Source organism: Streptomyces sp. NPDC111628 (assembly GCF_055635195.1).
Genome location: NZ_JBVKBZ010000005.1, coordinates 98,298 through 110,954 on the forward strand (window position 1 = coordinate 98,298; position 12,657 = coordinate 110,954).

Consider the following 12,657-nt stretch of genomic DNA (forward strand, 5'->3'; position numbering starts at 1 on the left):
GTACGGTAAGGTCTCTCTCGGTAGCGTGTCCGAGCGGCCGAAGGAGCTCGCCTCGAAAGCGAGTGTGGCGCAAGTCACCGAGGGTTCAAATCCCTCCGCTACCGCTTTGGAAGGGCCCCGTCGAAAGACGGGGCCCTTCGTGCGATCATGAGCGACCGAAAGGCGTGGGTCGAAGGGACAGGGGAGGCCGCGGTGGCGGTGAACTCGAAGAAGATCGCCGTCTATGTGGTCGTGGTCTTCGTGCTGTACGTGATCATCACTGATCCGGCCAAGGCAGCCGACTACGTGCAGATAGGTTTCCAGGGCATATCCGACGCGGCGGGCGCCGTGGGCGACTTCATGACCTGGGCCGCCAACGGAGGAGAGTGATGATCCGCCATCTCGTGCTGTTCAAGCTGAACGACGGCGTCGAGCGCGACGACCCGCGCGTCGTGGCGGGCGTCGAGGCCTTCCGGGCGCTCGGCGGCCAGATCGACGACCTCCGCTTCTGGGAGTGCGCCTGGAACATCAGCGACCGGCCCATCGCCTACGACTTCGCCATCAACTCGGCCGTGGACGACGCGGACGCGCTCAAGCGCTACCTCGAACACCCGGCGCACCAGGCGGGCGTCGCGCTGTGGCGCGAGTTCGCCACCTGGGTGATCGCCGACTACGAGTTCTAGAACGACCGCGGGTCCGCCAGGGCCCGCGGACCTGGCACGGCCCCGTACCAGCTCGGTGCGGGGCCGTTCCGCGTTCACTCAACACGGCGTTATGCGGTGCTTGCACACAGTGGACATGTCTTGTGATGCTATGACCGCTTTTGACGGAAGAGTTGACAGATCACGAGGTGGAGTTGACCGTGCCGGCCAGTACTGCGCCTCAAGCACCGCCCGCACCGCCCGCCCAGGCCCAGGAGGCCCCCGCGCCGCAGCGCAGCCGGGGCGCCGACACCCGGGCCCTGACCCAGGTGCTCTTCGGCGAGCTGAAGGGCCTCACCCCGGGCACGCCGGAGCACGACCGGGTGCGCGCGGCGCTCATCGAGGCCAACCTCCCGCTGGTGCGCTACGCCGCCGCCCGCTTCCGCTCGCGCAACGAGCCGATGGAGGACGTCGTCCAGGTCGGCACCATCGGGCTCATCAACGCCATCGACCGCTTCGACCCGGAGCGGGGCGTGCAGTTCCCGACGTTCGCGATGCCCACGGTGGTCGGGGAGATCAAGCGGTACTTCCGCGACAACGTGCGCACCGTGCACGTGCCGCGCCGGCTGCACGAGCTGTGGGTGCAGGTCAACAGCGCCACCGAGGACCTGACGACCGCCTTCGGGCGCTCCCCGACCACCGCCGAGATCGCCGAGCGGCTGCGCATCACCGAGGAGGAGGTGCTGTCCTGCATCGAGGCGGGGCGGTCGTACCACGCCACCTCGCTGGAGGCCGCGCAGGAGGGCGACGGGCTGCCCGGACTGCTCGACCGGCTCGGCTACGAGGACCCGGCGCTGGACGGGGTCGAGCACCGGGACCTGGTGCGCCATCTGCTCGTCCAGCTCCCCGAGCGGGAGCAGCGGATCCTGCTGCTGCGCTACTACAGCAACCTCACGCAGTCCCAGATCAGCGCGGAACTCGGCGTCTCCCAGATGCACGTCTCGCGGCTACTGGCGCGTAGTTTCCAGCGGTTGAGGTCCGCGAACCGGATCGACGCGTAAGCTCGGCCGGGGCTCCGGGCGGAGTCGAAAGCGCGAGCGAGGGATCACCGGGGAGAGCGAATCGCCCACCAGGGCCGTTGCGGACGGAATCGGGCTGAAAGCCCATCAGACCCCCTGTTTCCAGGGGGTATTCGCATCTCGGATGTCGACATGTCACTACAGCGCGTTGCCGACATGTGACATTCTGCCGGAGACGCGTTTGCCGGGGCTTCGGCTCCGGTATTCAGGTGAAGGCTGCGTTCCCGGCGTGGGAGCGTGTGCCGCGACCGTCCCGCGACCCAAAGGGGGTGGCATGTCCGCAGAACAGGGCAGCTCGAAGGTGCTCGCGCTCGCGGAGAGCGAGACCGCGCCCGACTCGATCGAGGCGCTCGGCCCCGTCGAGCCCGTCGGCCCCATCGACTCCGTCGGCGCCGTCGGATCCCTCGACGGTGCTCAGGCCGTCGAAGCCGTGCCGGACCTCGACGCCGTGCCGGCCCAGACCCTTCCGGCCACAGAGGCCACGGGGGCCATCGACACCCGCACCCTGTCCCGCTCCCTGTTCCTGCGGCTCGCCGCCCTCGACCAGGACAGCCCCGAGCGTGCCTACGTCCGGGACACCCTGATCGAGCTCAATCTCCCGCTGGTGCGCTACGCCGCCGCGCGCTTCCGGTCCCGCAACGAGCCGATGGAGGACATCGTCCAGGTCGGCACCATCGGCCTGATCAAGGCGATCGACCGCTTCGACTGCGAACGGGGCGTCGAGTTCCCGACGTTCGCCATGCCGACCGTCGTCGGCGAGATCAAGCGGTTCTTCCGCGACACCTCGTGGTCGGTGCGCGTCCCGCGCCGCCTCCAGGAGCTGCGCCTGGCCCTGACGAAGGCCAGCGACGAGCTGTCCCAGAAGCTGGACCGCTCGCCGACGGTCGGCGAACTGGCGGCCGTCCTCGGCGTGTCCGAGGAGGACGTCGTCGACGGCCTGGCCGTGGGCAACGCGTACACCGCCTCCTCGCTGGACTCGCCGGCCCCGGAGGACGACGGCGGCGAGGGCTCGCTGGCCGACCGCCTGGGCTACGAGGACACGGCGCTGGAGGGCGTGGAGTACCGCGAGTCCCTCAAGCCGCTGCTGGCCAAGCTGCCGCCCCGGGAGCGGCGGATCATCATGCTGCGCTTCTTCGCCAACATGACCCAGTCGCAGATCGGCGAGGAGGTCGGCATCTCGCAGATGCACGTCTCCCGGCTGCTCACCCGGACCCTGTCGCAGCTGCGCGAGGGCCTCATCTCCGACTGAGCCCGCGCCGCGGGAGAGTCCGTACGACAGCACGGCGACCGCCGTGGCACCTCGGGGGTGCCGCGGCGGTCGTCTTCGTATGCCCCGGCACGGACCGCAGCGGCCCGGGCCCGTCCCAGTTCTTGTCCGGGGTCTTGTCTAGCCGAGCGCCAGCCAGGCCACGGCCGCGACGACGATCACGGCGGCCACGATGCCGACGATCAGGCCGACGCGGGGTCCGGAGGAGGCGGCGGGGGCCGCCGCCTGTCGGCTCTGCGGGGCGTCGTCGACGAACGCGCGGAACATCTGGGTGCTGCCTGCGGGGTCGTTGGTGCCCTGGGGGCCCTGGGTGTTAGCCATGGGCCGAGACACTAGCGAATCCGCGAGTGCGGCCCAAGTGCGGGGCCGCCGAGCCTTCTTGACCCACTCCACCCCTTACCACCTGCGCATTTACTTTCGCAATACTTGCCTTTGCCAACTTTTTATCCCGCACCGACCCTTTTTGTTTGCCTGTAGCAACTAACTGTCCTTATGGTTGCCCTAAGCAACGAATCGGGAGGTGCGCATGGCCGAGAAGGCGCAGTACGAGGAGCTGATCCGCCAGTTCAGCGCCTTCGGCGCCGTGAAGCGGGAGATGGGGCGGCTGCTGCCGTCCGACTGTCCCGGCGGGTCCGTCGCCGTACTGACACTGCTCGGCCGCCACGGGGACATGCGCATGAGCAAGCTCGCGGAGCTGCTCGCGGTGGACATGTCGGTGACCAGCCGCCATGTCGCCCACGGCGCCGAGCGGGGCTGGATCGAACGGTTTCCCGACCCGGCGGACAAACGCTCGCGCATCCTGCGCCTGACGCCCGCGGGACAGGACCAGCTCGACGAGATCGCCGAGCGGACCACCCAGCTGCTCTCCCACCGCCTGAGCGACTGGTCCGACGACGAGGTCGGCCAGCTCTCCCGGCTCATGGCCCGCCTCAGGGCCAGCTTCGACGACTGCCGGGCCCCCGCGGCCCGGCCTCCCGCACTGTCCGGGGACGAACAGTCCACCCGTACACCCGCGATCACCACGTAAGTAAAGGAAGTCCATGGCAACGACCACACCAGCCGGTGTGCGGGCTCATGCCAAGCACGGGGGAGGCTCCACCGGAGACGCTCCGATGACGCACCGGCAGATCATGGAGGCACTGTCCGGGCTGCTGCTCGGCATGTTCTGCGCGATCCTGTCCTCGACCATCGTCACCAACGCCCTGCCCGAGATCATCGGGGACCTGGGCGGCGGCCAGAGCGCCTACACCTGGGTCGTCACGGCCTCGCTGCTGACGATGACCGCCTCGACCCCCCTGTGGGGCAAGCTCGCGGACCAGTTCAGCAAGAAGGCCCTGGTCCAGATAGCCCTGATCGTCTTCGTCATCGGCTCCGTCGTGGCCGGTCTGGCGCAGAACCCCGCGATGCTGATCACCGCGCGGGCCATCCAGGGCCTCGGCGCCGGCGGTCTGTCCGCCCTGGCGCAGATCATCATGGCCGCGATGATCGCCCCGCGTGAGCGCGGGCGCTACTCCGGCTACCTCGGCGCCACCTTCGCCGTCGCCACCGTCGGCGGCCCGCTGCTCGGCGGCGTCATCACCGACACCAGCTGGCTCGGCTGGCGCTGGTGCCTCTACGTCGGAGTGCCCTTCGCGATCCTCGCGCTGATCGTGCTCCAGAAGACGCTGCACCTGCCCGTGGTCAAGCGGAAGGTCAAGGTCGACTGGGCCGGCGCCTTCTTCGTCACCGCGGCCGTCTGCCTGCTGCTCGTCTGGGTCACCTTCGCCGACGACAAGTACTCCTGGATGTCGTGGCAGACCGCTGCCATGGTCGGCGGCGCCATCGTGCTGACGCTGATCTTCCTCCTCGTGGAGTCGAAGGCCAGCGAGCCGATCATCCCGCTGCGCCTGTTCAGGAACCGCACCATCACCCTGGCCTCGCTGGCCTCGCTGTTCGTCGGTATCGCGATGTTCGCGGGCACCGTCTACTTCAGCCAGTACTTCCAGCTGGCCCGGGACAAGTCCCCGACCATGTCGGGCGTCATGACGATCCCGATGATCGGCGGCCTGTTCATCTCGTCCACGGTCTCCGGCATCGTCATCACCAAGACCGGCAAGTGGAAGCGCTGGCTGCTGGCCGGCGGCGTGCTGCTGACGGCGGGCCTGGGCCTGCTCAGCACGATGCGTTACGACACCGCGTACTGGCACATCGCGATCTTCATGGCGCTGATGGGCCTCGGCGTCGGCATGATGATGCAGAACCTGGTGCTCTGCACGCAGAACCAGGTGGAGCCGAGCGACCTGGGCTCCGCGTCCTCCACGGTCACCTTCTTCCGGTCCCTCGGCGGCGCGGTGGGCGTCTCGGTGCTCGGCTCCATCATGTCGACCCGGATCAGCCACTACGCCACCGACAGCATCGGGCAGCTCAAGCCCGAGGACCAGATGGCGGCCGGCAAGGCCCTGGGCTCCGGGCAGATCCCCGACATGGACCTGCTCCCCGCGCCCATCCGCACCTGGCTGGAGAGCGCCTACGGGCACGGCATCGCCGACATCTTCCTGTACGTCGCGCCGATCGCCCTGCTCGGCTTCCTGGTGACGCTGTTCATCAAGGAGGTCCCGCTGCGCACCAAGGGCGCCCTCGCCCAGGCGGCGGAGTCCTCGGCCGAGGCCGCCCCGCCGGTGGCGGGCACCCCCGCGGAGGCCGTCCGCGTCGCCGGCGAGCCGGTTCCGGCCGGTGCGATGGCGGCCGTGTCGGCCACGCCGTCCGGCGACCCGCTCACCGCGGTCACCTCGTCCGTCTCGGACACCGCGGTCTCCCCGGTCGCCGGACCTGCCGCCACCCAGCGGCTCGCCGCCGTCGCCACGGCGACCGGCTCCGGTGAACCGCAGGCGCCCGTCTCCGGCGGCATCGCGGTGCGCGGCTTCGTCCGCGGCGCCGAGTCCGCCCCGGTCCCGCAGGCCGCGGTCACGCTGATCTCGCTGGCCGGCCGCCAGCTCGGCCGGTCCGTCGCCCAGGTCGACGGCTCCTACGCCGTCGACGCGCCGAGCGCCGGGTCGTACGTGCTGATCGCCTCCGCCGACGGCTTCCAGCCGCAGGCCTCCACCATCGTCGTCAACGACGAGCCGGTCGCCTACGACATCCTGCTCAGCGGCACCAGCGGGCTCACCGGCCTGGTCCGGGCCGTGGAGGGCGGGCTGCCGGTCAAGGACGCCATGGTGATCGTCACCGACGTGCGCGGCGACCTGCTGGCCAGCGCCACCACCGGCGAGGCGGGCGAGTTCGCCTTCACCGAGCTGGTGCCGGGCACGGTGACCGTCGCGGTCAACGCCGCCGGCTACCGGCCCCGCGCCCTGCCCCTGGAGGTCGGTGGCACCGGCGTCACCCGCGTCGAGGTCGACCTCCAGGCCGGGGCCCAGGTCCAGGGCGTCGTGCGGGCCCCGCACGGTCCGCTGGCCGATGCCCGGGTCACCCTGGTCGACGCGGCGGGCAACGTGGTCGGCACGGCCACCACCGGGGCGGACGGGGCGTACGCCTTCACCGACCTGGACGCCGGTGAGTACACCGTCATCGCGACCGGCTACCCGCCGGTGGCGACGGCCCTGACGGTCGCCGGCCCGGGTGCCGACGGCCACGACATCGAGCTCGCCCACCCCGGCGAGTAGCAGAACCCCGGCCCGTGGTGGCGTGCGCGCTCTGAGCGGAGGTGCGCCCGCCCACCACGGGCCGGTTTCTTTACGACCACTTTCTGAGCCTTTGCAGGGAGAAAACGGGATGGGACTGACCGCGAGGATCCGAACGCGGGACGGATGGGCCGTGTCGCACGCGGTCGTCACGGTGACCGACATGACCGGTACGCAGGTGCTGCGCGCCGAGGCGGACACCGAGGGCGCCGTGCGGGACACCACCGCGCTGACGCCGGGGGCGTACACCGTGATCGTCACCGCGGTCGGCTACGCGCCGGCCGCCTCCAGCGCGATCGTCACCGCGAGCGGCCGGGCCGAGGTCGGCACCGTGACGCTGGCCCGGCAGGGCGGCACCGAGCTGCCGCCGCCGGGGCCGTGGACGGTCGACCCGGCGCACTCCAGTGTGGCCGCCGTCGCCCAGCACCTCGGCATCTCCAGCGTGCGGGGCCGCTTCACCGACTTCGCCGCCACCGTCGAGATCGCCCCGGACGACGTCACCAAGTCCCGGGTGGAGGCGGTGATCAAGGCGGCCTCCATCGACACCGGCAACGGCATGCGCGACACCCACCTGCGCTCGGCCGACTTCCTGGACGTCGAGCGCCACCCGGAGATCACCTACCGCTCCACCGGTGTCTCGGAGGCGGGCCCGGACCGCTGGACCGTCCACGGCGAACTGGGTCTGCACGGGGTCGTCCGCGAGGTCGACCTCGACCTGGCCTACCTCGGCACCGGCGCCGACCCCTGGGGCGGCACCCGGGCGGCCTTCCGCGCGACGACGGAGCTGCACCGCGAGGACTTCGCCATGAACTACAACCAGGTCGTCCAGGCCGGCATCGCCGCCATCGGCACCACGCTCCGGGTCGAGCTGGACGTCCAGGCGGTCCAGGGGGAGTCACTGCCCGCGGTGTGAGGCACCGCCGGACGCCCGGGCCACCACCTGGGCGCACAGGTCCCGGAGCTTGACGTTCCGGTCCTGTGAGGCCCGGCGCAGCCGCTCCAGGGCCCGGTGGGCGTCGATGCGCTCCCGGGCCATGAGCATGCCGACCGCCTGGTCTATGACGCTGCGGGAGAGCAGGGCGGTGCGCACGTCGGCCGCCGAGGCCTGCTGCCGTTCGATGCGCAGGGCCTCGTTCACCGCGTCCGCGGCCCGCTCCGCGAAGGCGCGGGCCGCGTCCAGCCCCTGCGCCAGGGAGCCGGGGCGGAGGCCGTAGAGGTTGAGCGCCGCACCCGTCTCGCCCTCGATGGGCAGCGGTAGCGCCAGCACACAGCGCACGCCGGTGGCCAGCGCGTACTCCGTGTACGCGGGCCAGCGGGTCTCCTCGGCCAGGTCGGCGGAGTACTTCGGGTCCCCCGACTCGGCGGCGTCCACGCAGGGGCCCGAGCCGTTCTCGTACTGGCGCAGGTCCAGGCCGCTGGGCAGGCCGGTGCTGCCCGCCAGCGTCATCAGCCGGTCGGCGCGGCGCACCGTGACCGAGCAGGCCACGGCACCGGACACCTGCCCGACCGCCCGGTCGGTCAGGTCACGCAGCAGGGTGTCGAGCCCTTGGCTGCGTGCCATGGCGTGGTCGAGCGTGGCCGACATCCGGTCCGTGTCCGTCGCCCGGCCGGTGTCCGCGTCTCGGCCCGTGTCCGTGTCCCTGGTCCGCGAGGTCATGACCGTACGGATGTCCCGTCACCGCTCGGTCACGCCTCTGCCGCCCGTACCGGAGTTGGCGTCGACGATGCGGCGGGCCAGGTCGCGCAGCTTCACGTTCTCGCGCTGGGAGGCCTTCACCAGGGACTCGAAGGCTCCGCCCGCGTCGATGTCCAGACGTTCCATGAGGATGCCGGTGGCCTGGCCGATCAGGTCCCGGGTGCGCATCGCCTCGGTGAGCTGCTCGCGCACGGTCGCCGAGTCCAGGGCGAGGGAGACGTGCGCGGTGAACAGCCGCCCGATGCGGGTGGCGTCCTCGTCGAAGGCCTGCGGCTTGCGGGCGTACGCGGTCAGCACGGTCAGCCGGCGCCGGTCGGCGCGCAGCCGCAGGGACAGCGTGGAGCGCAGGCCGAGCCCGGACAGGACGGTGCCGCCGCCGTCGGCCTCGCTGTCGTCCGTCCGTACCACGGGCGTGGTCCACAGGCGCTCCCAGTCCGGGTGCGGGGTGTGCCCGCCCTGCCGGGGCTCGGTGACGAACCGCACGGTCTCGTCGGTCCAGGCGAGGGCGCGCAGCCGGCCACCGCGCTGGATCTCCGAGATGCCCGCGTGCTCGGCGTCGGGCAGCAGGCGTACCGCCAGTGCGACGGCGGTGTTCATGGTGTCGCCGGGGGAACCCGTCGCGTGCAGGTCACCGGCCGCGGCGGTCAGGGCCTCGGCCAACTCGAAACCCACTGGAAAACGCGGCAAATCAGTAAATTCGGACGCAGCCACCACGAACCTCTTCGGCAAGCGCGGCCTCACGGCCGTGCGCAGGAGAGCTCCGCAGCACATTCCCGACTGCGAGCACAGGACGAACAGCACTTTAGCTGCTCGGTTGCGTGCCGGTGACGCTCGGCCGACGGTCCGGTCGGCCTCGCGGCCGGGCGAGCGGTGCGCCTTCCGCGCCGCCCCGCCGCGTGGTGGAATGGGGACCGGGTCAGGAAGCGGCCCGGCCGGAAGCCCGACGGACGTCTGTCAGGTGAGTGCTGTGACCTTCCTCCCCCAGCCCTGCGAGCCGTGTGATCCGCCCGGGTGCCTCGTGCTCGCGATGCCCGGCGAGATCGATTTCTGCAATGCCGCGGGGCTGCTGCCCCTGATCATGACCGCCGTGGAGCAGCGCTCCGACGGGCTGCGCCTGCTCGTCCTGGACCTCTCCCCGACCCGTTTCATGGACTCCCAGGGCGTCCGTCTCGTCGCGGCCGTACGCCGCCGGCTGCCCGACCACGCTCTGCTGCGTGTGGTGGCCGTCCCGAAGGGCGTACCGAGCCGCGTCCTGCAACTCTCCGGCCTGCGCCGCGACGTGCCGGTCCACGACAACCTCGCGGAGGCGCTGCGCACCGGGAGCGGAACGGCCGGGAGCGGAACGGCGGGGAGCGGCACGGCGGCCTAGGCTGGCGGCATGGCACCGAACATCGCGACGAACACCCGTGTCTCCCTGGACGAGTTGCTGGACTTCGTACGCCCCCGGCACCGGGCGATCCTGCTGACCCGGCGGGCCGACGGCAGCCCCCAGGGCTCACCCCTGACCTGCGGGGTCGACGACGCCGGGCGGATCGTCGTCTCGACCTACCCCGAGCGGGCCAAGACCCGCAACGCGCGCCGCGACCCGAGGGTCAGCCTCCTCGTGCTCAGCGACGAGTGGAACGGCCCGTGGGTCCAGATCGACGGCACCGCGGAGGTCATCGACGCGCCCGACTCCGTCGAGCCCCTCGTGGAGTACTTCCGCAACATCTCCGGCGAGCACCCCGACTGGGACGAGTACCGGCAGGCCATGGTCGAGCAGGGCAAGTCCATCGTCCGGGTGACACCGGAGAAGTGGGGACCGGTGGCGACGGGCGGCTTCCCGGCGCGGCTGGCGACGGACGACTAGGACCTGTCCGGGGCCGCACGCCGGGTGGACGGCAGGTGCCGGGTCGGTCAGTCGGCGCCGGGTCGGTCAGCCTGTTCGACCATCGCGTCGATGCCCGCGACGAGCAGGTCGAGGGCGAACTCGAAGTCCCGGTCCAGCATCTCCGCCACGGTGTCGCCGCCCCGGGCCGCCATGATGTCCTGCGCGTCCTCGATGACGCCCGCGGTGTCCGGCACCTCGGTCACCGCGGTCATCGAGTCCTGGTAGTACTCCTCGGGGCTCAGCCCGGTGTCCGCCACCCGGGCGAGGAAACGGCCCTCGATGGTGCCGTAGCCGTAGACGAACTGGAAGACGGCCGAGATGGCGCCGGTCAGTCGCTGCGCGGGCAGCCCGCTGCGGCGCACGACGTTCTGCACCGCGCGGGAGAAGGCCAGCGAGTGCGGCCCGATGTTGAGGTAGGTGCCGACCAGCCGGGACGACCAGGGGTGGCGCACCAGCAGCGCCCGGTTCTCCCGGGCCAGGGCCCGCAGCTCCTCGCGCCAGTCGAGGCCGGCGTCCGGGTCCGGGTGGCGCAGCTCGCCGAAGACGGCGTCCAGGGCGAGTTCGAGCAGCTGGTCCTTGGTGTCGACGTACCAGTACACGGACATCGCGGTGACGTTCAGCTCGGTGGCCAGGCGGCGCATCGAGAACCCCGTCAAACCCTCGGCGTCCAGCAGCCGGACGGTGACCCCGGTGATCCGGTCCCGGTCGAGCCCGGACGGCTGCCCCCCACGGCGCCCACCGCGCCGCGCCTCCCCCGACAGCCACACACTGTCCCGCGGCCCCTCCCGCCCTGCCTTCGCCATGCGCACCTCTCCTCGACTCATCACACGCCGGTCGGCGAAGCACCCCACAAGGGGCGCGGGGAACTGCGCGAGCAACCACGGGCAACCCGCAGCCGCGTCGCAAGCAGGCCACCCGAGCCCTTAGGCGCTCACAACCCCCGAGTCTGCCCGCTCCGCCCGCCGCAACAACACCGCCGCCACCACCCCGCCCAGCAACACGGCCACCGCCCCCACCAACTGGCTGCTCTCCACTCCGGAGGAGAACGCGTCGAGCACCCGCCCCCGCTCGCCCTCCCCCCGCGCCGCAGCCAGCGCCGCGGGGAGCGACGTCGCCGCGACGGGGGCCAGCGCCGCGAACCGCGAGGTCAGCACCGCGCCCAGCACGGCCACGCCCAGCCCGTTGCCGAACTCGGCCAGCGTGCCGTTGACGCCCGCGCCGACCCCGGCCTTGGCCGGCGGGATCGCGCTCATCAGCGCGTGGGCCATGGCCGGGTTGCCGAGCGCGCACCCCACGCCGATCAGCAGCAGCCCCAGCAGCGTGCCGGCGTAACCGTGGACGGTCAGCGTGGCGATGGACACCAGGCCCGCCGCCATCAGCACCATGCTCAGCAGCACCGCCACCGGCGTGCCGAGCCTGGCCAGCCACTTCGCGGCCACCCCGGAGAAGTTCAGCAGCACCACCGTCAGGGCCAGCGGCGCGGTCCGCAGCCCGGCCTCCAGCGGACCGTACCCGAGCACGAACTGCAGGTGCTGGGTGAGCAGGAACAGCGCACCGCCCATGCCGAAGGTGATCAGCACGAGACCGGCCACCGCGCCGGTGAACCGCTGGTCGCGGAAGAAGGTGAGGTCGAGCATCGGGTACGGGACGCGGCTCTCCCAGCAGGCGAAGAGCGCGAGCACGCCCACGGCGACGGCGGCCGTGGCCAGGACCCGCCCCGACGTCCAGCCGTGCCCGGGGCCGGAGATGACCGCGTAGACCAGTGCGGCCATGCCTATCGTGGAGAGGACGGCGCCCAGCAGGTCGGGGCGGTCGCCCTGCCGGTTCTTCGACTCCGGGACCAGGGTCACGACCGCGACCAGGCCGAGGGCCACCACGGGCAGGTTGATCAGGAAGATCGCACCCCACCAGAAGTGGTCCAGCATGAAGCCGCCGATCAGCGGCCCGCAGGCGAAACCGAGCGCGCTGACCGCACTCCAGATGCCGATGGCCTTGGCGTGCTCGGCGGGCGCGAAGATCTGCATGACCACGGCGAGCGTGGTGGTCAGCAGCAGGGCGCCGCCGATGCCCATGCCGGCCCGGGCCGCGATCAACTGGCCGGTGGTCTCCGCGAGTCCGGCCGCCAGCGAGCCGATCCCGAACAGGGCGAGGCCGGTGGCCAGCATCTTCTTGCGGCCGTACCGGTCGGCCGCGCTGCCCGCGGTGAGCAGCAGGCCGGACTGGACCAGCGAGTAGGCGTTGATCATCCACTGGATGTCGGAGGTGGCCGCGCCCAGCTCGTCGGTGAGCGAGGGGATGGCCACGTTCAGCACGGTGTTGTCGAGGACCACCGTGAGCTGGGCGAGGCTGATGACGCCGAGGATCAGCCAGCGCTGCGGGTGGCCCTGGACCGGGGGTGCGGGTTCGCGTTCCCGTTCCTCGGCGGATTCCTGCGGTGACGTCGTCATGTTGTACAGCGTATAGGAC

General features: G+C 71.4%; 14 protein-coding genes and 1 tRNA gene. 10 read left to right on the forward strand and 5 right to left on the reverse strand.

The genetic code is table 11. The features are described 5' to 3' along the window. Positions 1–19 precede the first annotated feature (19 nt). The 5 genes from ACZ7MF_RS26265 to ACZ7MF_RS26285 all read left to right on the forward strand — a co-directional run bounded on the left by ACZ7MF_RS26265 (position 20) and on the right by ACZ7MF_RS26285 (position 2,948). A tRNA-Ser gene (locus ACZ7MF_RS26265) sits at positions 20–104 on the forward strand. A 43-nt stretch (positions 105–147) separates the two neighbouring features. Further along, positions 148–369, forward strand: coding sequence for a hypothetical protein (locus tag ACZ7MF_RS26270; RefSeq protein WP_003974925.1), 222 nt, complete (start codon positions 148–150; stop codon positions 367–369). Beyond that, positions 369–662, forward strand: coding sequence for a Dabb family protein (locus ACZ7MF_RS26275; RefSeq protein WP_115743197.1), 294 nt, complete (start codon positions 369–371; stop codon positions 660–662). The genes ACZ7MF_RS26270 and ACZ7MF_RS26275 overlap by 1 nt, the downstream gene beginning before the upstream one ends. A gap of 179 nt (positions 663–841) precedes the next feature. Further along, on the forward strand, positions 842–1,681 hold the full coding sequence (locus tag ACZ7MF_RS26280) for an RNA polymerase sigma factor SigF (RefSeq protein ID WP_030188868.1): 840 nt from the start codon (positions 842–844) through the stop codon (positions 1,679–1,681). Positions 1,682–1,973: 292 nt separating this feature from the next. Continuing rightward, the gene (locus tag ACZ7MF_RS26285; RefSeq protein WP_471480252.1) at positions 1,974–2,948 is read left to right on the forward strand and encodes an RNA polymerase sigma factor SigF; all 975 of its coding nucleotides are present in this window, start codon (positions 1,974–1,976) and stop codon (positions 2,946–2,948) included. A 138-nt stretch (positions 2,949–3,086) separates the two neighbouring features. Here ACZ7MF_RS26285 and ACZ7MF_RS26290 read toward each other — a convergent pair whose 3' ends face one another. Next, positions 3,087–3,287: a hypothetical protein gene (locus ACZ7MF_RS26290; RefSeq protein ID WP_007451180.1), complete on the reverse strand. Its 201-nt coding sequence runs from the start codon at positions 3,285–3,287 to the stop codon at positions 3,087–3,089. Between the two features lie 205 nt (positions 3,288–3,492). On the opposite strand from ACZ7MF_RS26290, the gene ACZ7MF_RS26295 reads away from it, so the two are divergent. The 3 genes from ACZ7MF_RS26295 (at position 3,493) to ACZ7MF_RS26305 (ending at position 7,538) form a co-directional block, all read left to right on the forward strand. Beyond that, a complete protein-coding gene (locus ACZ7MF_RS26295; protein ID WP_109029062.1) occupies positions 3,493–3,993 on the forward strand; it encodes a MarR family winged helix-turn-helix transcriptional regulator in 501 nt (166 codons plus the stop codon). A gap of 85 nt (positions 3,994–4,078) precedes the next feature. Further along, the gene (locus tag ACZ7MF_RS26300; protein WP_471480255.1) at positions 4,079–6,607 is read left to right on the forward strand and encodes an MFS transporter; all 2,529 of its coding nucleotides are present in this window, start codon (positions 4,079–4,081) and stop codon (positions 6,605–6,607) included. Between the two features lie 109 nt (positions 6,608–6,716). Next, positions 6,717–7,538 (forward strand): YceI family protein, encoded by an 822-nt coding sequence (locus ACZ7MF_RS26305; protein WP_388524375.1) that lies wholly within the window; start codon positions 6,717–6,719, stop codon positions 7,536–7,538. Here ACZ7MF_RS26305 and ACZ7MF_RS26310 read toward each other — a convergent pair. Both ACZ7MF_RS26310 and ACZ7MF_RS26315 read right to left on the reverse strand, forming a co-directional pair. Beyond that, the gene (locus ACZ7MF_RS26310) at positions 7,521–8,282 is read right to left on the reverse strand and encodes a GAF and ANTAR domain-containing protein (protein WP_471480257.1); all 762 of its coding nucleotides are present in this window, start codon (positions 8,280–8,282) and stop codon (positions 7,521–7,523) included. The genes ACZ7MF_RS26305 and ACZ7MF_RS26310 overlap by 18 nt on opposite strands. 18 nt (positions 8,283–8,300) lie before the next feature. After that, a complete protein-coding gene (locus ACZ7MF_RS26315; protein WP_471480259.1) occupies positions 8,301–9,050 on the reverse strand; it encodes an ANTAR domain-containing protein in 750 nt (249 codons plus the stop codon). Between the two features lie 238 nt (positions 9,051–9,288). On the opposite strand from ACZ7MF_RS26315, the gene ACZ7MF_RS26320 reads away from it, so the two are divergent. Both ACZ7MF_RS26320 and ACZ7MF_RS26325 read left to right on the forward strand, forming a co-directional pair. Further along, positions 9,289–9,690 carry an STAS domain-containing protein gene (locus tag ACZ7MF_RS26320; protein WP_471480261.1) on the forward strand — a complete coding sequence of 134 codons (402 nt, stop codon included), beginning with the start codon at positions 9,289–9,291 and terminating at the stop codon, positions 9,688–9,690. A gap of 9 nt (positions 9,691–9,699) precedes the next feature. After that, positions 9,700–10,170 carry a PPOX class F420-dependent oxidoreductase gene (locus tag ACZ7MF_RS26325; RefSeq protein WP_471480263.1) on the forward strand — a complete coding sequence of 157 codons (471 nt, stop codon included), beginning with the start codon at positions 9,700–9,702 and terminating at the stop codon, positions 10,168–10,170. A 47-nt stretch (positions 10,171–10,217) separates the two neighbouring features. Here the strand turns inward: ACZ7MF_RS26325 and ACZ7MF_RS26330 are convergent, their stop codons facing one another. Next, positions 10,218–10,994: a TetR/AcrR family transcriptional regulator gene (locus ACZ7MF_RS26330; protein WP_471480265.1), complete on the reverse strand. Its 777-nt coding sequence runs from the start codon at positions 10,992–10,994 to the stop codon at positions 10,218–10,220. Between the two features lie 120 nt (positions 10,995–11,114). Further along, positions 11,115–12,638, reverse strand: a complete 1,524-nt coding sequence (locus ACZ7MF_RS26335; RefSeq protein ID WP_471480267.1) for an MFS transporter — start codon at positions 12,636–12,638, stop codon at positions 11,115–11,117. Positions 12,639–12,657: the final 19 nt, after the last annotated feature.